The sequence below is a fragment of the Frankia sp. CgJB1 genome, from assembly GCF_977947065.1.
This window is the reverse complement of sequence record NZ_CDWTNB010000076.1, coordinates 1-18,222: the sequence shown is the minus strand read 5'-3', so window position 1 is coordinate 18,222 and position 18,222 is coordinate 1. Positions and strand designations below refer to the sequence as shown.

At 68.8% G+C, this 18,222-nt stretch carries 22 protein-coding genes and 1 pseudogene; 6 read left to right on the top strand and 17 right to left on the bottom strand.

Annotated elements, in window-relative coordinates; genetic code table 11:
- Nucleotides 1–1,059: recombinase family protein (locus AC08OT_RS10730; protein WP_476602779.1), on the top strand; the 1,059-nt coding region annotated here is incomplete at its 5' end.
- Between the two features lie 468 nt (nt 1,060–1,527).
- Here the strand turns inward: AC08OT_RS10730 and AC08OT_RS10725 are convergent.
- The 13 genes and pseudogenes from AC08OT_RS10725 to AC08OT_RS10665 form a co-directional block, all read right to left on the bottom strand.
- Nucleotides 1,528–2,844 (bottom strand): replication initiator, encoded by a 1,317-nt coding sequence (locus AC08OT_RS10725; protein ID WP_476602778.1) that lies wholly within the window; start codon nt 2,842–2,844, stop codon nt 1,528–1,530.
- A 170-nt stretch (nt 2,845–3,014) separates the two neighbouring features.
- A pseudogene (locus AC08OT_RS10720) lies at nt 3,015–4,630 on the bottom strand (FtsK/SpoIIIE domain-containing protein).
- 77 nt (nt 4,631–4,707) lie between these two features.
- The gene (locus AC08OT_RS10715) at nt 4,708–5,028 is read right to left on the bottom strand and encodes an SCO3933 family regulatory protein (protein WP_476594687.1); all 321 of its coding nucleotides are present in this window, start codon (nt 5,026–5,028) and stop codon (nt 4,708–4,710) included.
- Between the two features lie 217 nt (nt 5,029–5,245).
- Nucleotides 5,246–5,635: a hypothetical protein gene (locus tag AC08OT_RS10710; protein ID WP_476594686.1), complete on the bottom strand. Its 390-nt coding sequence runs from the start codon at nt 5,633–5,635 to the stop codon at nt 5,246–5,248.
- Nucleotides 5,632–5,823 (bottom strand): hypothetical protein, encoded by a 192-nt coding sequence (locus tag AC08OT_RS10705; protein ID WP_476594685.1) that lies wholly within the window; start codon nt 5,821–5,823, stop codon nt 5,632–5,634. Before AC08OT_RS10705 ends, AC08OT_RS10710 begins: the two co-directional genes overlap by 4 nt.
- Nucleotides 5,823–5,996: a hypothetical protein gene (locus tag AC08OT_RS10700; protein ID WP_476594684.1), complete on the bottom strand. Its 174-nt coding sequence runs from the start codon at nt 5,994–5,996 to the stop codon at nt 5,823–5,825. Before AC08OT_RS10700 ends, AC08OT_RS10705 begins: the two co-directional genes overlap by 1 nt.
- 382 nt (nt 5,997–6,378) lie before the next feature.
- Entirely contained in the window at nt 6,379–6,618 is a 240-nt protein-coding gene (locus AC08OT_RS10695; protein ID WP_476602777.1) for a hypothetical protein, read from the bottom strand.
- A gap of 455 nt (nt 6,619–7,073) precedes the next feature.
- A complete protein-coding gene (locus AC08OT_RS10690; protein WP_476602776.1) occupies nt 7,074–7,592 on the bottom strand; it encodes a hypothetical protein in 519 nt (172 codons plus the stop codon).
- Complete coding sequence (locus tag AC08OT_RS10685; RefSeq protein ID WP_476602775.1) at nt 7,589–8,032, bottom strand: hypothetical protein; 444 nt, start codon at nt 8,030–8,032, stop codon at nt 7,589–7,591. Before AC08OT_RS10685 ends, AC08OT_RS10690 begins: the two co-directional genes overlap by 4 nt.
- Nucleotides 8,029–8,313 carry a hypothetical protein gene (locus tag AC08OT_RS10680; RefSeq protein WP_240724258.1) on the bottom strand — a complete coding sequence of 95 codons (285 nt, stop codon included), beginning with the start codon at nt 8,311–8,313 and terminating at the stop codon, nt 8,029–8,031. Before AC08OT_RS10680 ends, AC08OT_RS10685 begins: the two co-directional genes overlap by 4 nt.
- Nucleotides 8,310–8,612: a hypothetical protein gene (locus AC08OT_RS10675; protein ID WP_476602774.1), complete on the bottom strand. Its 303-nt coding sequence runs from the start codon at nt 8,610–8,612 to the stop codon at nt 8,310–8,312. Before AC08OT_RS10675 ends, AC08OT_RS10680 begins: the two co-directional genes overlap by 4 nt.
- Entirely contained in the window at nt 8,605–8,946 is a 342-nt protein-coding gene (locus AC08OT_RS10670) for a DUF397 domain-containing protein (RefSeq protein ID WP_476602773.1), read from the bottom strand. Before AC08OT_RS10670 ends, AC08OT_RS10675 begins: the two co-directional genes overlap by 8 nt.
- Before the next feature lie 665 nt (nt 8,947–9,611).
- Nucleotides 9,612–9,812, bottom strand: a complete 201-nt coding sequence (locus AC08OT_RS10665) for a hypothetical protein (RefSeq protein ID WP_476594434.1) — start codon at nt 9,810–9,812, stop codon at nt 9,612–9,614.
- An 84-nt stretch (nt 9,813–9,896) separates the two neighbouring features.
- On the opposite strand from AC08OT_RS10665, the gene AC08OT_RS10660 reads away from it, so the two are divergent.
- Nucleotides 9,897–10,691, top strand: a complete 795-nt coding sequence (locus tag AC08OT_RS10660; RefSeq protein ID WP_476602772.1) for a hypothetical protein — start codon at nt 9,897–9,899, stop codon at nt 10,689–10,691.
- Between the two features lie 486 nt (nt 10,692–11,177).
- On the opposite strand, the gene AC08OT_RS10655 is transcribed toward AC08OT_RS10660, so the two are convergent.
- Both AC08OT_RS10655 and AC08OT_RS10650 read right to left on the bottom strand, forming a co-directional pair.
- Nucleotides 11,178–11,537, bottom strand: a complete 360-nt coding sequence (locus AC08OT_RS10655) for a hypothetical protein (RefSeq protein ID WP_476594432.1) — start codon at nt 11,535–11,537, stop codon at nt 11,178–11,180.
- 112 nt (nt 11,538–11,649) lie between these two features.
- Nucleotides 11,650–11,814: a hypothetical protein gene (locus AC08OT_RS10650; protein WP_476594431.1), complete on the bottom strand. Its 165-nt coding sequence runs from the start codon at nt 11,812–11,814 to the stop codon at nt 11,650–11,652.
- Nucleotides 11,815–12,439: 625 nt separating this feature from the next.
- Here AC08OT_RS10650 and AC08OT_RS10645 point away from each other — a divergent pair.
- The 4 genes from AC08OT_RS10645 (at nt 12,440) to AC08OT_RS10630 (ending at nt 16,375) form a co-directional block, all read left to right on the top strand.
- Nucleotides 12,440–12,646 carry a DNA-binding protein gene (locus AC08OT_RS10645; protein ID WP_476594430.1) on the top strand — a complete coding sequence of 69 codons (207 nt, stop codon included), beginning with the start codon at nt 12,440–12,442 and terminating at the stop codon, nt 12,644–12,646.
- Between the two features lie 376 nt (nt 12,647–13,022).
- Nucleotides 13,023–14,471, top strand: a complete 1,449-nt coding sequence (locus tag AC08OT_RS10640) for a glycosyltransferase family 4 protein (RefSeq protein ID WP_476596222.1) — start codon at nt 13,023–13,025, stop codon at nt 14,469–14,471.
- Nucleotides 14,472–14,481: 10 nt separating this feature from the next.
- Nucleotides 14,482–15,213 carry a class I SAM-dependent methyltransferase gene (locus AC08OT_RS10635; RefSeq protein WP_476594637.1) on the top strand — a complete coding sequence of 244 codons (732 nt, stop codon included), beginning with the start codon at nt 14,482–14,484 and terminating at the stop codon, nt 15,211–15,213.
- Nucleotides 15,200–16,375: a hypothetical protein gene (locus AC08OT_RS10630; protein ID WP_476594638.1), complete on the top strand. Its 1,176-nt coding sequence runs from the start codon at nt 15,200–15,202 to the stop codon at nt 16,373–16,375. Before AC08OT_RS10635 ends, AC08OT_RS10630 begins: the two co-directional genes overlap by 14 nt.
- On the opposite strand, the gene AC08OT_RS10625 is transcribed toward AC08OT_RS10630, so the two are convergent.
- Nucleotides 16,358–16,975 (bottom strand): class I SAM-dependent methyltransferase, encoded by a 618-nt coding sequence (locus tag AC08OT_RS10625; RefSeq protein ID WP_476594639.1) that lies wholly within the window; start codon nt 16,973–16,975, stop codon nt 16,358–16,360. The two genes, AC08OT_RS10630 and AC08OT_RS10625, sit on opposite strands and share 18 nt — an antisense overlap.
- A 70-nt stretch (nt 16,976–17,045) precedes the next feature.
- A complete protein-coding gene (gene def / locus AC08OT_RS10620; protein ID WP_476594640.1) occupies nt 17,046–17,720 on the bottom strand; it encodes a peptide deformylase in 675 nt (224 codons plus the stop codon).
- Nucleotides 17,721–18,222 lie beyond the last annotated feature (502 nt).

The following is an 18,222-nucleotide window of genomic DNA, read 5'->3' as shown; positions in this document are numbered from 1 at the left end:
TTATACACCCGTTACAGCATGCGTGTGGGGGGTGATGACGCTCTATTGCGCCAGGATGAGGATGGTTTCGAGTTCGCATCCGAGTACGGCGGGACGGTGACGCAGGTCTACCAGGAGAAGACGTCTGCCTGGAAGAAGCGTCGGATCGTGCAGCCGGACGGGCGGATTATGACGCGGGTGATCCGGCCGGAGTATGAGCGATTGTTGGACGATCTTCGATCGAAGGTAATCGATGGTGCCGTTGTCTATGACTTGGACCGTCTCACCCGTGACATGCTGGACCTGGAAGACGCGATCGAAGTTGTCGAGGTTTACGGGTGTCCGATCGTCGGCCCCGGTGTGGATCTGACGACGGAGTACGGGCGGAACAATGCCCGTGCCCAGGCTGTAGCGGCGAACAAGGCGAGCGCCGACACGTCGCGTCGGGTCAAGCGTGCGCACAAGCAGTACGCCCAGGAGGGGAAGCCGGTCGGGACGGTGCGCCCGTTCGGGTGGAATGCCGATCAGCGGACGTTGAACGAGCCGGAGGCTGACGCGATCCGGGAAGCGGTGGCGGATCTTGCGGACGGTATGCCGATCGTGGACATCGTCCGCAGGTGGGACAAGGCGGGGTTCACCGGTACCCGTGGCGGTAGGTTCCAGCTCACCACGGTGCAACAGATCATGCGGAACCCGCGTCTGTGCGGGTTGCGTGCCCGGAGGCTACAGACCCCGAACGACGACGGGACGATCAACACCCGTATGGAGATCGTGACCCGGAAGGAGCGGCAGCCGGACGGGACGGTGAGGGATGTTCCGGTCGCCGGGCAGTGGCAGCCGATTGTCACGGTCGACGAATGGCAGAAGATGATTAACGTGATTGGTGATCGTCACATCGCCGGGCGGAGCAAGAACGCGCGGGTGCATCTGCTGAGCCAGATAGCCCGGTGTGGTCTGTGCGGTAAAGGGTTGCGTGGAACGTCCCGGGGGGAGGGGAAAGATCCTATCTACCAGTGTAAGGGCCGGGTTAGGGGAGGATGCGGGGGCGTGGGCCGCAAAGGCCCGAAAGTCGACGCTTAGGATTCGGAATAAAATAACTTGTTCACTTCGGGGTCCTCGCGAGCCCGTGACCTGCGAAGACGCATATTGGCTTGCATTAATTACTTCATTACGAATTCTAACCGGAGATTGTCACGCCAAGTAGTCGTGCGATTCTTTGCCGTTTCTCTGGCGACCAGGAGAGAGCCTTAGCCGCCTGAACCGCCCCCCCCCCCCCACGCTTCCACGTCCGGGGGGAACACCCGCCGACGCCCAGGCCCGGACGCAGCATCCACGGCCGGTGCCGGTCGGGTGGCGGCCCGCCCGCCCACCCCCACCGGTGGCGGCGTGACAGCCTTCCCGGCGGTTGACCCGATGGCCGGGGTGACAAGCGTATCGGCACCTTCGGTGCTCATCTTCTTGGCGGGCACGGCCACCGGCCCGGCTGATTCGGTCTGGCCATCGGGATCCCAGTCGTCGAACGGCAGCATCGCCCCATCGGTCATCCGCTCAGCCCGCCAGCAGTCCACCCGGCAGGCCTGCCGCCGCAGGCGGTCCCGTGCGCGCCGGCCCGGCATCACCATCGGTGAGCAGGCCCCGCCCGGCATACCGCCACACGCCGACGGCCACCGTGTTCGGGTCCCCGTCCGGACGGCCGAACGCATCCACGAGCCCCCGGCCGGACAGCGCCCCGCCGATCAGCCGCGCGTAGACCCGCCGCGCACCGCGCAACGCGCCGAACGTCGTGCTGTACTTCCTGCTTTTCGTGATCCAGTGTCCACCCCAGCCAAAGGCGTGGGACCAGCGGATCAGAGCGGGGAGCCGTCCGGGTTGCCGTCCGGCGGCTTCGTCGAGTGCCGCCGCGAACGTTTCATCGGTGCCAAGCTGCCAGCAGGTTTCCACCATCCGCCGCGCATGCGCGTGCAGGGGGAGCCGGGCGAGATGGGCCAGGCTACGCACCGGCCGGTCCAGCAGCCCCCCGGCCGTGACACTCTTCGTCAGGTATTTCGCCAGATAGTTAGCGATCTTCCCCGAGGTGGTGGGTCCGTCCAGCGCGACCGGCCGAATATCGACCTGCTCACCCCAGCGGACCGCCAGTGTTCCGGACGGGTCGTGCGGGTCGGGCGCGGCCACGGACACCTCCGCCACGACGGCCCGCAGACAGTCGGCAACCAGACTGGTGGTCGCCCACCCGGGCGGCGCCACGAGGTCATCCGGGTCCTCGCCGCGCCCGTCGACCCGGACGACGGCGTGCAGGTGGACCAGGCCCCGGGCCTGCATCTCCGCCGCCTTCACGAAGGTGATCCGTACCTGACGGCGCAGACCGGCCACCGTCAACCCCGCCGCCGCCGCGACCGCCGATTCCACCCGATCCCGGGTGACCTTCCACAGCATCGGCGCGAGCGAGTTCCAGATGACCGCGCCCGGATAGTCGAAGCAGTCCGGGCACAGCGGCTGTCCGAGCGTGGGATCCCCGTCCCCGTGCCGGGCGTGGCAGCCCGCCGGCCGTCCATGCGGGCATTCGCCCCGCCGAGGACGGCACGCCCGCGCCTCACCCCGCTTCCCCCGGGACCGGCGGGAGTGCACCGGGCCGAAACTCGGCGCGGTCAACGTCACGAACAGCGCCGGATGACCGCTGACCGTGTCGGGAACGCTCGTGCCATCGGCCAGCCCGGACAGCACGATCCGCCGCGCGTCCCGCTTGTAGAGCTCCGAGCACGCCGGACAGACGCTTTCCCGCCGGTTGTTGCACCGCACATGCACCACCCCGCCGGGCAAACCCGCCGCCGAGAACGCCCGCCGCACCTCCCCGGACGCGACATCCACATGATCCGTATGGCCCTTCAGGCGAATCGGAGAAGCACAGCCACCGACTACCGCAACCTGTACGGACTCCGCCACTTTCCGTGACCCCTTTCGGGTGTGGCAGAGCCACACCACCCACACACGGGAATCAGATGGAGGGGAAACGCGCCGCGATCATCGGCGTGAGATGGTCAGCCGGACCGCCGAAACTGCTCTTCCCAGCGCGCCCACGCTTGTTCAGCGGCTGGTGAGCCGTCGTCCGCCGTGACCGGCGGGGGAGCCGGGGGCAGCGCCGGGGGTGGCGGGGGTCGCCGCCACGCGCGCAGCGGAATCGTCGGGTCATCCACGTCCCAGCCGGGGACCGGCGGGGGTGGTGCAGGGTGGGGAGGCGGCGCGGGGGCCGCAGGTGGCATGGACGGCACCGAGGGCAGCTGTGGTCGCCACCCTTCCGCCGGTTCCACCGGGGTGGTGGGACGGACCGGAGCATGCTGCGCGGCCATGGTCCGGATGTCGTCGTCGGTGAGCCATCCGGCCCGGACCCGGACCGGGGTCGGGTCTTCGTCCACCAGGACGTAGCCGACCCCGGGCAGGCCCCGGGGAATGCGGTCGCAAAGCGCGCCCCGATCCCGGGCACCCTCCCCCAACACCATGTTGATCTATACTGGTTCCGTCAGCCGGAGCGCGACCCGGACGGGGAACAGGTCCCGGAACGGCAACACATCCTTGCCGGGGTCTTGCAGCGCACCGACGACGACCCCCGGTGCCCGGCCCTGGGAGAGCAACAGTTGCAGCGCAACCGCGATCCGCTTCTTGACCGCCGCATCGGACACGTAGGCCGTCAGGCTCGCGACCTCATCGATGATGATCACGATCAGGGGATCGTCCGGGGTGGGTGTGTGGGACCGGGCCACCCCGCGTAGCCGGCCCGTGCGCCGCTCCATGACCGTCACGGCATCTTCGAGGAAATCCGCGATCGTCGCCGCGGTTACGCCGAAACGCGCGAACAAAGGTTCCCCGAAGGCGAGTTCCATGCCGCCCTTCGGGTCACACGCCCAGACCTCCGCGACGCCCCCGCGGATCGACGGGGCAAGCGCCCGGATGATCGACCAGATGACTGAGCCTTTACCGGCCCCGGTGGCCCCGGCGATGAGCACATGCGACCCGCGCAGCGGCAGCAGCCAGGCCCGACGATCCTCCCGCACCCCGATCGGTAGGGCGTCCAGCTCACCGGCCGCACCGGCGGGCAGCAGATCCGCGCGGACTGCCCAGTCTAGCACCTCACGGCGCACCAACACCAGGCCGACCCGGTCCGCCCGGTCCAGATCCGGAGAGATCCGCACCTCCCGCAGCTTCAGCATGGCCGTCAGCTTCCCCGCCGCCTGTTGGAGATCGTCCACGCGCAGGCCTGGTGACAGGACCAGCCGCAGATGCCAGCCCGCCGCGCCCCGCCGCGCCCGCCGTATCCGGGGAACACGCCCACCGCCCCCAGCAGACGGTGTTTCCACCCGGCAGGCATGGCAGGCAGCCGCCCAGCGTCGCCGCAGCCGCCCACCCAGCAGCCAGCCGACCACCGCCCGGCGCAGCACCGGCACGACCACAGCACGACCAGCACCAGGCCGAGGAGCAGCCCCCGTCCCCAGATCGATTGCGGCACCATCAGCAGCACGAGCAACGCCAGCACCTCACGGCGCCATCCCCACATATGCCGTAGGCCGTACCGGACCAGCAGTTCCGGCACCGACGGCCGCAACGACAGCCGAAACTGATCTTTCCGCATCCGGCCCGGCCGGATCCGTAGCACCGACACACCTACTCCTTTTCGCGCACGAGCAGGACCGGCCGGGGTGGCGGCACACGGTCAGGGCACCGCCACCCCCGAGCCGGTTAGCTCTTGCTCGACACTCCGGTGATCGACGCAGCCGAGTACGAGATGCCGTGACGGCCCTGCATCTGCCAGGAGCGGCCCACCAGGCCCGTCAGCCGTACCGGCGTCCCCGGCTGTACCGTCGGCGCCTCACCGGCGATCCGGACCGTGATCACTTCCGCTGTGCCGTCCGCCATCGCGACTGCAACCGGCACGGTCCACAACGGCAGCCCATCCGCGTTCCCTCGCTGGCTGCCGGACTCTCGGTCTATCACCGACGCAGCCGGACCCATCGCGGTTACCACGGAAAACGCCGTCACGTCCACGGGAATCACCCGCATCGCGTCACCTCTGATCATTGGTATTTTCTGGTGCCGCCCGTCATCGGCCTGATCTCATGGTCTCCCGAGGTAGTGCGCCGAAAGCGCCTAGGTTGTGCGTGAAAAATGCGCCAGCCGGCCACCCGCTTTTCACGCAGTCCGCACGCACAACCAGCGCACCCGGCACACGGAAAAGCGGGGTACAGGAAAGCCCTGTACCCCGCCCGTGCCCCTCGTGCTACCGCTGGAGGAGCAGTTTGCATACCTGCACCGCGAGATCCCACATCAACGCATGTTCACGGTCACCCCGCAGGCTCGTCGGTGCGATCCGCAGCGCATCCGCCGCCCGCGCCCGCCGCATACTGACGCGCAAACCCGCCGTTCCGGGGGAGAGCCCGAGCAGCAGCCGCACCGCCCGATCCTGCGGACTATCCAGCCCCGCCGCCGCGTTCCGGATCAGATCCTCAGCCGCGAGCATCCGCGCCGCCCACGGCGTTACCCCCGGCTCCAGCACATCCACCACCCCGGGGGTGTACGCCCCGAGCCGTGCGGCCGTGGCGCCGTGACGGATCGTGGAGCACAGCCCCATCCACAGCATGCCCAGATCCGGCAGACCCTCCACGCTCACCAGGCCTCACCGGCCGCGACGGTCACCGACACCGGACCAGGCCCCGGCCGGTGCAGCACCTCCACGACCACCGTCGCCGCCAACGACAGCGCGCACATCCCCGCGCACCACGCCATCAGCGCCAGCACGAACAGCGTCTGATGACGCCGGGATATCTCCTCGGAGGCCAGCTCGACACGCCGCCGCATCACCACATCGCCTTTCCGACCATCCGGATCACGGAAATGACGATCACGGCGACGACGATGAACGGGATCGCGGCCGACGCCTCAGAAAACAGAAAAAGGCTCAGGTACAGGCACCAAAAGAAAGCTACCCACCAGCCAAACCCGAAGGTGGTCCGCACATAGTAACGGGGCATGGGAAAACCCTCCAGGAACGAAGACCGTGAAGCCGACCGCCTCACACACCCCATCCTGCGGATCAGGAATCCCTTTTCCTAGGACAAGACGCGGATTGTCCGCGGCTCTTTCACAGACCAGACCCAGACCAGCCACGGACGTCCGCTCTACATGTCCCCAACCCGGACGGAACGCGGACGGAGCACAGACACGCACCGTGCATAGTCAGTGGCCGGACGGCACGCGGACGGAACCCGGACACCACGCGGACGCGCCAACACGAGACGAGAAAGGATCGCCATACCCCCCGACGTGACAGAACTGACCACAGTCCTAACCCTCTGCTACCGCAACGGTATCCGGTTGCCTACCTACATGATCACCCCTGATGTACGCCGACAGCTAACAGACATGATCGTTCCGCCGCGAGTTGAGCCCGAGGAACCCGACGCGCTTCTCCGCAGGGCTTTCACCGCCCACGCGATCATCAAAGCCAACGTTGCCGCCATCGGCGGGAGCGAAGCACGCGCGCTCCGCCTCCTCCTGGACCTCGACGGGAAAGAAAAACACAGCGTCACCGACCGGCCCGCAGACGCTGCGGAGCCGTACGACATCACCGGGGGCAGCTTCCTGCGCCGCCATCAACGCACCGTCACAGAAGCACTAGCGGCGGAAATCTGGCGCAGGCTCACCGCCGCACAGCCCACCGCCGACCCCCAGGCCATCCCCATGCCCTGGACACCCAGCATCCCACCACCCCCGCATGCCTTCCCCACACCTCACATCCCCACCAGCACACCACCCCCGCCAGCACACCACCCCAACCGAGTCACCGGCGAGATCACCATCCCCGCCGTTGCCAGCCAGCCCCCAGCACCCCCACCACCGGTAGAGCACTACCGGCCCCGCCGCATACGAGAAGACCCCGGACTGGGCGCGAGGGGGCGCAACCCGGATCCGAGGCCGGTCAGGTGACCGGCAGGGAAGCGCAGGCCTGCCGGCCACGTCTTCAGGGTGGGAGGACCCCGCCCGGTGGTTGGGGGGCAGGGCGGAGTCCTCCCCGCAGTGACGGGCAGGCGCCTCTACCCGTCACGGGCTTACAGGCGGATGCCGTCCCTTCGCACCCGGGCGGCAAGATCCCGGATCCTCCGGGTGGGGACGAGTTCCCACACGGTGCGCAGCGTCGCCCGCCCCTCCGTGCCCACCACCCGGACCCGATGCGGCACCCACTCGCCCGGCATCCCGTCGTACCGGTCGCCCCCCATCGTGATCACTGCAAGATCATCCTTGGGGTGCTGTGCCCGTAGCCGCAGACCGATCACCACCGCCAACCCCGTGGCCTCCGCGGCACACCCCCGGGTATGGATGGTCACCGTGCCCCGCACATCCGGCGCCGCGATCGCAGCCCCGAGCGCTTCCATCGCCAGCGGCTTCAATTCCGCCGGGTAGAACGCCATGCCCAGCCGGGTGCCCGCCGCAGAGCTACGGACCGGCCGGGCGATGAGAAACCCGTCACCCGTCCGGCCGCCGAGGTAGCGGCCCCACCGGGGAATCCTGTCCTGCTTGATCGTCCACACCCGGCCTGACGGATCGCCGTTCCTCGCGTCTCGGCTCATAGCCGGTTCTTCCTGGCCAAGGCCGCGTACCGGGACAGGGACATCACTTCCCACATCGTGTGTTCCACCCACCGGCCACCGCCGTCCAGCAGCCGGACCTGATGCGACACCGGCATGATGCCGACTCCCCCGAACTCTTCCGGTCGCAGCGCACAGCCGACCGTGACCACCGGCAGGTCCACCCCGGCCGCCACCCGGTCCCCGTGGATGTACCGGCCGAGCAGAAACGCCAGCCGGGTGTTCCCCGGCGGGCAGGTCCGAGGATGCACCGTCACCGTGGCCACCTCGTCCTGCGCCGTGGCCGCCACCGGCCGGAGCCTCACCTGTACACAGCGGTTACAGTCCACCTCCAGCACCGGCCCGGCCAGAAGCAGCCCGTCGCCGCCGGGGAGCTCCACGTCCGGGATGTTGCCGGCCTGCACGTCCCACAGCCGGGTCACCGTGTCTCCCGCCCCGACCGGGCGCCACCGTGGAGCAGACAACCCAGCCGTGGTGCCGGCCCGTCCGGCAGCACCCCCCAGCGGGTTGCCGTGCACGAGGTCCGCCCGATCGTCCACGTCACCCGTACCAGCAGGTCTTCCACCAGAATGGGCAGTTCCACCACCGGTTCCCCGGCCCGGGCATGCGCCCACCGGTGGGCCCGGTCGAACTCCGCCCGCGGAAAGCTGGTGATCAGTACACCGTCGCCGTCCAGGACCAGCAACGGCCACCCCCCGGTCACAGGACCACCACCGGATCATCCGGCCGGTGCAGCACCAGCGCCGGCACCACCAGCCACTCCCCGTATCCGTGGGCACGGGCATGCCGGTCCGCGTCCCGGGGGGTGGCGAAGTAGCCGACCACCCCGTCCACGTCCCGGTCCGGCCCGTCGACCACCGCCACCACCCACACCGTGGCCGCCTGATCCGCCCCCGTACCGGCCAAGATCCGCGACCACGCCTCCGACCAGCCCGGGTGTTCCCCCCGACCAGCCCTGGCAGCGGACATCGCCCCGCCCCCGACGCCGGCACGCTCACCCATCACCGGCCCCCACCCCGGCAGCCGGGGGAACCGGCACCGAGGGAACCGGCAACGCCGCCAACCGGGCGAACCCGAACTCACCCCGACCCACCCCGGCCAGGAACACCGCCCACTCCCCGGCCTCGAACAGCAACCCCGCCCCCGCCGGGATCCGGCCGTGCCGCACCGCTATCCCCGGGGTGTCGAGCAGCCCGAGCGTCCCAACCGGCACTGCGGCCACCTCCACCGCCCCCGGGCCGGCCTGCGTCGTCCGCCACCAGGCCAGACGATCCCGGCCCCGCACCGGCACCTCACATTCCAACCGGGCAAAGTGCTCGTCCTCCCACCGGCCCACGCCAGGACCCCCCTCGTCTCGTGATCACAACAAGGTGGCCCCGGGCAGGCCCCACCCCGTGGAACAGCCCGCCCGGAACCGTTCACAGCGCCCGCCGAGGACACGAAGGCCAACCCGACCAGAACCGCCGGGCATCACTATCGGCCACCGAACCAGGCATCACAGTGACCGTCGGGGCGCAGGGGAACGCCGCCACCATGACGGCACGGCACGGCATCCGCATGCCATCCGTGCCTTCCTGATGCCATCCCGTGACATTCGAGGCCGGCGGTCGGAACATGGCACCTGACCAGGACCTCAGACCCCGCCAGACAGTCGGAAGGACCGCTGATGGCCCCGCCCCGCAGCGACACGATGCTCGCCCGACTACTTCATGATCGGAACTGGAGTTACGACGACTTCCGCCGTGTCTTCGACACCACCACCCGCACACTTAGCCGGGAAAACAACGATCTTCGGGTGCCGGAGCCACTCAGCGACCGGCAGGCGAAACGGTGGATCGCCGGCCAGGTAGCCACCAGGCCCTATCCGGCGGCATGCCGGGTGTTGGAGGAGATGTTTCACGTTTCCGTGGAAGATTTGCTGACCCGGAATCCCACTCGCTACCGTGAGACACAGGCCGTAGCCCCGCCGCCCATGCTACCACGTCCCGTCATGGTTCCCGCTCAGGCGGAGCCCAGCAGCGGGCCGCCCCGCGAGGAGATGAGTCCGTCGCGCCGCCGTGACCTACTCGGCACCGGCATCCTCCTTGCCGCCAGCACCGCCACGACTGGCGCCACCAGCCGCGCCGCGCAGATCTCCCGCGCCATCGCCGCGTCCACCCCGGACCCCCTCACAGTGTCGCCCAGCTCCACCAGGGCATCCAACGCCTCACCCGGATCTACTCCACGACACCGCACGCGGATCTACTCGGACCCGTCGAACAGGCGTGGGACGATGCGGAAGCCCGGTTGGAAACCAGAGTCACCGGCACCGACCGTCGCGACCTCGAACTCCTCGCCGGCCAATACGCCTTCTACCGTGGTCGACTCGCCTTCGACATGGGCGATGACGACGGCGCGTTGACGTTCTTCGTCCTCGCCGCTCAACACGCCCAGGCAGCCGGTAACCCACTACTTGCCGGATCGGTTGCCGCCATGCGCTCCGCCGTGGCCTTCTTCGCCCGCGAGTTCGAGACCGCTGCGGACATCGCCGCCCAGGCCCAGCCGCAGGCGCACCCCTATATCGTCCCGCTCCTCGCCTGCGCACAGGCCCGCGCCTACGCCATCACCAGCCGCGAAGACGAAGCACTAACCGCCTTGCGGACCATGAATGATCATCTCTGGACCGGCAACCGCCTGCCAGGACCTTCACCGATCGACGAAGAGTCCAGCGAAGCTTTCAATGCGGTGGTAATCGGCTATCTCGGCAAGGGTGACGAAGCCGAGCCACACGCCCGCGCATCGTTGGCGATGCTCAGCGGAACCGGACGGTACGTCAGCACCGCCGGCACCCATCTCGCACTCGCACGGGCCTTCATCCACCGCACCCACCCAGACCCCGAACAGGCAGCCACCGCAGCAAGTGACGCCCTCATGATCGTTGACGGCAAGGAAGTGACCAACGGCCCGACCTTCAACCGGGCCGCCGGTATTTGGCACACCCTCGCCCGCAACGAGGAGTGGGCACGGCTCGAACCCGTCCGCGACCTGGGTGAACAGGTCTCATCTGAGCGCCGTGCGCTCCCAGCAGGCCCAACCATCTAGATCGTCGCCAATGTTCTCTACCCCATTTTTTTTCAAGGGCGACCTTCGGCCGCCGCGGTGGGCCTGCCGCACGCGCCGCGCGTCGCCGTGCGCGCCGCGCCTACGGGATCGCCGCACCCGGCCGGGGCCCCGCCTCCCTCCGGTCGGCACCCCGGCCGGAGCGTCGTCCCGTCGGCCCGTCGGAGCGTCAGGCCCCCCGCCAGGGGGGTTCGTGACGATCGTGACGATCGGCGGTGAGGGTGCCGCTGGTCCACGCGGGTGGTCGACGGGTCGAGCGAGGTCCGGCGAGGGTAATGCCGTTGCTGGTTGTTGGGGCTCCGCCCCAAACCCCGGCCCTCGCTCTGGAGGAGGGGGAGATGCCGCGTACGTCCGCTGATCTCCTCCGCCGCCCGACCGACGGAGGAGATCAGCTCAGCCCGGGGTCTATGAAGATCAAAAACTGAGTCGGGTGACGTCGCAGCCACCCGACCCGATCCTGATCATTTCTTAGGTGAACAGCGAGTCGACGAGAGCGCAGCCCACCGGATCGCCCGTATCCAGGACGTCACGTACTGCAAAGACGCGGACCCCCGTGCAGCGCAGCATGCCCAGTACCGCCATGCGCCCCGCTTCAGTGGTGGCCAACCGGTCGATCGTGTCGACGACCACCAGGTCGTAGGCGCCGGAGTGGACGAGCCGGACGACCGCCGCCCACTCATGCAGCCTGTCACCGGTCTGGTAGACTGTCCCACCGGCCTGCCAGGCCCGTGCCGAGCATGCCGCAGCGAACACCGCCCGCTGATCATCCCGTTCGGTCACGCTGACGTCCTGACGAACGAAGTTCAACGCCCGCGCCAGCCCCGGCATCACGCATCCTCGCCGGATGCGCGGCAAGCCGACACGCCGTCCGACGCCTCAAGCAGACCGAACCACACCGCATCAAGGACCGCGAGGCTGTTAGTGCTCGTCACGATGCCGATCATCGCGGACAGGTCACGCAGCGCCGACGCCGCGGCACGAGGTTCCCGGGCGGACCGTCGTCCAGCTCAGCCGCCACCAATGCCAGCGCCTCGCGCACCCTGGCAATCAACTGATCAACGAGGTAGGCGCTCTGCCGCACCGGATCATCTGGCATAGTAAACATAGGTTCCGCTCCTGATCTGGCAGGTTGTGGGACTCAGGCCCGGATCGGTGTTCCCGCACCGGTCGGGCCGCTTTCGTTGCTGTACCTACATCATCGCAAACTTTGTATAGGTTGTTGAAGGCCGGAAACGGCGAACGGCCAGCAACCCCAGGCGAGGTCACCGGCCGCCGCACGGTAGCGGGTCTTGCGTTACTCGCTCTTTGTGATCTCTCGCTCGTCTTCCGATCGGGTGCCGTGCCAGATGGACGCATACGTAGCCTGTACCGCCAGATCAGCCCACCAGGTAGCCGCCTCACGATCCGTGCTCATAGCGTCGACACAGACCCGCATGCCGCCCGGAAACACGAGTACCGGCCGACGGACCTGGAAACCCGGTATGATCGGCGGCATCTCGACTGCCGGAGGTTCCGCCGGATGCGCCATCAGCACCACACTAAGATCCGAACGCATGCCGTCCGGCAGCCGAGACTCACCATCTGAGATCATGGGCATAGGTCACGTTCCCTTCCAGGAGGATGCGAGATCAAGGCCCTGGCGGAGAGAGTGGGAGCTCACCGCCAGGGCCGCCTATTGGGGCACCCCAAGAGTAGCGAGATGCTTGGGATGCCGCAATAGGCTGTAGCCCATGGGCGAGAACGACCTGTGGACGACGGGCGATATTGGACGACGTCTCGGCATCACGGCCGAGCGTGCCCGCCAGCTTTCCCACCGCCCAGACTTCCCCGCACCGCATATCGATCAAGGTACGGTCCGTCTCTGGCAACCCGCCGACGTCGAGACATGGATCACGCAGTACCGACCGGCAGCCGCCAAGAGCCAGCCGCAGCCCTAGGCCCCAGCCATGCCGAGTCGTTGCCCTCAAGGATCAGCCAAGACCCGAGAGGACGACTCCGCCTAGCATGGCCAGGCATGACCGACCAGAGGTAGCCCGCCCCCCGTCTAGATCACGAAGGGGAAAATGTGTCTTCGCCGATCCCTTGCGGGATAAAGCGGACACAAAACCCTCTGGAGAGGCAAGTCTCCCTCGTTGCCGCAGATCTTGGACTCGCGACGAAGAGTCCTAATGTGACGCAAAGCACACCGCTGGGACGCAGCGTCGGCCCATTTCAGTGAAGATCGGCACTCAATATCCTAATGTGCCAGGAAGCGGCGCCACCCTCGACGTCGAGGAACCAGGACATGGCCCGAGACGGACGGAGGGCGCACAGTTGCGGATTGCGTTGTTGTCGTACCGGAGTCTGCCCACCTGCGGTGGCCAGGGTGTGTACGTCCGACATCTGTCCCGCGAACTGGTCGCCCTGGGGCACCGCGTCCAGGTGGTGAGCGGGCCGCCGTACCCGGTGCTCGAGGAGGGGGTCGGCCTCACCGAACTGCCCAGCCTCGATCTCTACCGGGACTCCGACCCGTTCCGGTGGCCCGGACTGGCCGAGTTCCACGGCCTGCCGGACGTCGTCGAGTTCGCCATGATGCGGACCGGCCAGTTCTCCGAGCCGCTCGCCTTCAGCCTGCGTGCCTGCCAGGCCCTGCGTCCCAGGGCATCCGGGGGCCGACCGCCGTTCGACATCGTCCATGACAACCAGGGGCTGGGATACGGCCTGCTGGCGCTGCGGGCGGCCCTGCGCCCGTACCGGATCCCGGTCGTGGGCACCGTGCATCATCCGATCACGGTCGATCGCCGCCTGCACCTCGCCGCGGCAACCACCTTCACGTCCCGGCTGGGCCTGCGCCGGTGGTACTCGTTCCTCCTGATGCAGGCCCGGGTCGCGCGGGGGCTGGACGGCATCGTCATCCCGTCGGAGAGCTCCCGGCGAGAGATCATCGCAGACATGAACCTCCCCTCAGCGGTCATGCACACGGTTCCGTTGGGAGTCGACGCCGACGTCTTCACGCCGGCACCCTCGGGCAATCCGGCGGTTCCGGGCCGTGTCGTCGTTGTGACCAGCGCCGATGTTCCGCTCAAGGGCCTGCTCGTCCTGCTCGAGGCGCTCGCGAAGCTGCGGGTGGATCGCTCGGCGCACCTGGTCTGCGTCGGCAAGGCCCGCGAAGGGGGAACGGCCCAGCGCCAGGTTGCCGAGCTGGGCCTGGCCGACGCCGTGACGTTCCGTTCCAACATGCCGGAACTGGAGCTGGTGGACCTGTTGCGCTCCGCCGAGGTCGCGGTCGTTCCCTCGCTGTACGAGGGGTTCAGCCTGCCCGCCGTCGAGGAGATGGGCTGCGGGATCCCGCTGGTCGCCACCACCGCCGGGGCGCTGCCCGAGGTCGCCGGTCCGGACGGGGAGGCCGCATTGCTGGTCCCGCCGGGGGATGCGGGGGCCCTGGCGGACGCCATCGGTTCCCTGCTCGACGACCCCGAACGACGGGCCCGAATGGGTGCCGCCGGGCGCCGCCGGGTGGAGGCGCGGTTCTCCTGGCGGGCGGCCGCCGCGGCCACCGCGGACTGGTACGCCGAGCGGATCGCGGCAGTCGGCGGGACGCCCACCTCCCCCTTCCCGGGACCTCCCGTCCCGGAACTGGGATCGGCGGCCCGCTGGGCGCCGCCCGTCCCGCCCTCCGGGATGCCGGCACCACTGTCCACACCAGCCACCGCAACGCCAGCACCGCTGTCCGCACCCGGCGCCGGGGCGTCCGCACCGGCGTCGTCGACGCTGACCGGCTGACGGCCGACGCATGCTGACCGTCGACTTCGACCGGTTTCCCGTCTCCGCGGGCTGCCGGCTGCTCGACCTGGGATGCGGCGCCGGGCGGCACACGTTCGAGGCGTTCCGACGGGGCGCCGAGGTCATCGCGCTGGACTACTCCGCCGACGAGGTCGCCGGCGTCAACGCGATGCTCGCCGCGATGGCCCTGGAGGGACAGGCTCCACCCAAGGCGAAGGCCGCCGGAGTACGCGGTGACGCGCTGGCGCTGCCGTTCGCCGACGGCACCTTCGACCGGATCATCGCCGCCGAGGTGCTCGAACACCTGCCCGCCGACACGGCGGCGATGGCGGAGATCGCCCGGGTGCTGCGGCCCGGGGGATGGGTGGCGGTCACCGTCCCGAACCGGTTCCCCGAGCAGGTGTGCTGGAGCCTGTCGACGGCTTATTACAGCGTCGAGGGGGGCCATGTCCGCATCTACCGCCGGGACGAGCTTCGTGACCGGTTGACCGCGGTGGGACTGGAACCGGCCGGCACCCATTTCGCGCACGCCCTGCACGCCCCGTACTGGTGGCTGCGGTGTCTCGTCGGTGTCCACGACGACGGCCATCCGGCGACGCGGCTTTACCACCGGCTGCTGGTGTGGGACATGATGCGCCGTCCCCGCATCACCCGCCTCGCCGAGCGGGCCCTCAATCCGATCATCGGCAAGAGCATCGTGCTGTATCTGAGGAAGCCGGAGGTAACGCGTGCGGCCGGTTGAGTCTGCTCCGGTCCTGACCCCCGAGACGCTCACCGCGACCGCGACCGCGATCGCCGTTGTCCAGGAGCCGGACGGCGCCATCCCCTGGTATCCCGGTGGCCATACCGACCCGTGGGATCATCTCGAATGCACCATGGCCCTCGACCTCGGCGGCCTGGTCGACGCCGCCGACGCCGCGTGGGCCTGGCTGTGTCGCAACCAGCGGCCGGATGGATCCTGGGCGACGAGCTACGTCGGCGGCGCGGTCAAGGAGGACTTCGCCGACAGCAACCAGTGCGCCTATGTCGCCACCGCAGCCTGGCACCGCTGGTTGGCCACCGGTGACCGCGCCTTCCTCACGAGGATCTGGCCGGTCGTCGAGGCGGCCCTGGACTTCGTCGTCGATATGCAGAGCCCGACCGGACAGATCTGGTGGGCCCGGTCGTCGGACGGTGTCGACTACCCCGAGGCCCTGCTGACGGGATGCTCCAGCACGTTGCACAGCCTGCGCTGCGGGATGGCGCTCGCCGCCCTGGTCGGGGAGGTGCCACCGGCCTGGGAACGGGCGACCGGCGCGCTGCGGCACACCCTCGTCGCTCACCCGGAGTACTTCGCCCCCCGCGACCGGTGGTCGATGGACTGGTACTACCCGGTGATCGGCGGAGCGCTGCGCCGGTCCGCGGGTCGGTCCCGGCTCACCAGCCGGTGGGACGACTTCGTCGTCGACGGTCTGGGTATCCGCTGCGTGGCTGACGAGCCCTGGGTCACGGGGGCCGAGACCTGCGAACTCGCCATCGCCCTGCATCTCGTGGGCGAGACCGCCGCGGCGACCAAGTTGGTCATGGACATGCAGCACCTGCGGCACGCCGACGGGAGCTACTGGACGGGCTGGCAGTTCGAGACCACGACGTTCTGGCCTGCCGAACAGTCAACCTGGACCGCGGCGGCGGTGATCCTCGCGGTCGACACGTTGGCCGGCGGGGTCACCGAGACCCTCTTCCGCGGCGACGACCTCCCCGAGGGGACCTGTGTCCTCGACAAGGAGTCCGACGAGCCTCGGCAGGGCGGCAGGCGGCTTCCGGAGCCGCGGACGGAGGTGGGGACGGAGGTGGGGACACCCGCCGAGCGCCGGCTTCCTCGGCAGCGGCCGGCCTGCGGATGCCGCTCAGTCGACGCGGCGTAGGACGCGCAGCGAACCCGCGCACGACAGCTCGCGGAAGCCCTCCGCCAGTGCTCGCACCAGAACGTGGTAAGGTGCCTGGCCCCCGTCCGCTGGGTCCGGAAAGACGTCGTGGATGGCCAGGAGACCGCCGGGCCGCACATGGCGACCCCAGGCCTCGTAGTCCGCCTGGGCCTGCTCCTCGGTGTGCCCACCGTCGAGGAAGAGCAGGTCGGCCGGGGTCGACCACCATCGCCCCACCCGTTCGGAGCGGCCGACGACCGCCGTCACGACGTCCTCGACGCCCGCGTCCTCCAGCGTCCACCGCAGGAAGGGCAGCGTGTCCAGCCGGCCGCTACGCGGGTCGACGAGATCGGCATCGTGGTACTCCCACCCGGGTTGGTTCTCCTCCGACCCGCGATGATGATCCACGGTGACCATCGTCGCCCCCACCGTCCGGGCGGCCGCGGCCAGGTACAGGGCCGACTTACCGCAGTAGGTGCCGACCTCGCAGATCAGGCCGCCGGCCGATACCCGCGTCGCCGCCGCGTAGAGCGCCAGGCCCTCCTCCGCGGGCATGAAGCCCGTCGCCGCCTCGGCCGCCCGCCGCAACACCACATCCACCGCCGACTCCCTCTTTCTCGCAGGACAGGTAGCCTTTCTCGTAGGACAGGTAGCGCGCGCCAGTGGCACGCTACTTGCCGAGCTGGGCGGCCACCTCGACCCGGCGGGCGAAGATCTCCTCGGTCCGCTCCTCCATCTCGCGGAGGGCCTTCTTGCGTCCGCGGCTCGACAGCCGGTCTATGTAGAGGCTGCCGTACAGGTGATCGGTCTCATGCTGCAGGCAACGGGCGAAATAGCCGGTTCCCTCCAGGCGGAGCGGGGCACCGTGCTGGTCCTGACCGCGGACAGCGGCATGCCCGAGCCGGGCGACCTCCATGTAGGCCCCCGGAACAGACAGGCACCCCTCTTCTCCCTTGACGAGCCGGCGCTCCGTCGGCGGCGCCTCCTCCAGGACGGGGTTGACCAGATGGCCCACGTGCCGCACACCATCCTCGTCGGTGCAGTCGTAGACGAAGACCGCGGCGTCAACATCGATCTGGTTCGCCGCGAGTCCGACACCTTCGGCGCCGTACATGGTGGTGAACATGTCGTCGATCAGCGCAGCGAGCTCCGCGGTCCCGAACTCGGTGATTTTCTTACAGGGCCGGTGCAGAACAGGCTCACCGACAACGGTGATCCTGCGGATGGAACCGCGGCCGACCTCCGGTGGCAGCTGCGGGTAGGAGTCGACCGGCTCCCCCTGCACCCGGACCCGCCGATCGACCTTCTCGTCCTTCTCGTCAGATCGCGCCAAGCGCGAGGCCATGGCGAGCATCTCCTTCCATCCGACCGGGGCGCGCCTGCGCGTGAGTCGGCGTGGGGCCGATCCTGCCGATCGGCAGGATCGGCCCCACGCCACCGCCGATCCTCGACGTGCTTCGTTCGCTACGAGCTTGACAGATCGCACCCCCTGTCCGCTCGGCGGACTGGCCGTTCCCATGATCAACAGCATCACCAGGCGCGGCGCCATCATGGCTGCTACCTGCGGGAAGAGCGCGAACCTCAGACCATTCATTGCGTGGCGTAACTTCATCGACACCATACGTACATAGGACTCCCCGAAAAACCGGGGAGCCTTTTCCGTGCCCGGTCGCGCCCAGTCGCGTCCGGTCATGCCGGCCGTGTCCTGTAGCCGTTCCCATAGCCGTTCCCGCGGAGACCGCGGACGCCGAATCATCCGCGATCCGCGCGCGAGTAAGGATGGTTACCGGAAAGGATGAACAGAACGTTAAATCTAACTCACATACCGCCAACGCAACGTAGCATCT

Bases quoted from the DNA above. Each gene is read 5' to 3' on its own strand.
- AC08OT_RS10705 (WP_476594685.1), bottom strand. From the start codon at position 5,823: ATGCGGCGGCGTGTCGAGCTGGCCTCCGAGGAGATATCCCGGCGTCAT.
- AC08OT_RS10645 (WP_476594430.1), top strand. From the start codon at position 12,440: ATGGGCGAGAACGACCTGTGGACGACGGGCGATATTGGACGACGTCTC.
- AC08OT_RS10715 (WP_476594687.1), bottom strand. From the start codon at position 5,028: ATGCGGGTGATTCCCGTGGACGTGACGGCGTTTTCCGTGGTAACCGCG.
- AC08OT_RS10675 (WP_476602774.1), bottom strand. From the start codon at position 8,612: ATGGGTGAGCGTGCCGGCGTCGGGGGCGGGGCGATGTCCGCTGCCAGG.
- AC08OT_RS10655 (WP_476594432.1), bottom strand. From the start codon at position 11,537: ATGCCGGGGCTGGCGCGGGCGTTGAACTTCGTTCGTCAGGACGTCAGC.
- AC08OT_RS10700 (WP_476594684.1), bottom strand. From the start codon at position 5,996: ATGCCCCGTTACTATGTGCGGACCACCTTCGGGTTTGGCTGGTGGGTA.
- AC08OT_RS10690 (WP_476602776.1), bottom strand. From the start codon at position 7,592: ATGAGCCGAGACGCGAGGAACGGCGATCCGTCAGGCCGGGTGTGGACG.
- def (WP_476594640.1), bottom strand. From the start codon at position 17,720: ATGGCCTCGCGCTTGGCGCGATCTGACGAGAAGGACGAGAAGGTCGAT.
- AC08OT_RS10695 (WP_476602777.1), bottom strand. From the start codon at position 6,618: ATGGCGGCGCAGGAAGCTGCCCCCGGTGATGTCGTACGGCTCCGCAGC.
- AC08OT_RS10635 (WP_476594637.1), top strand. From the start codon at position 14,482: ATGCTGACCGTCGACTTCGACCGGTTTCCCGTCTCCGCGGGCTGCCGG.
- AC08OT_RS10650 (WP_476594431.1), bottom strand. From the start codon at position 11,814: ATGTTTACTATGCCAGATGATCCGGTGCGGCAGAGCGCCTACCTCGTT.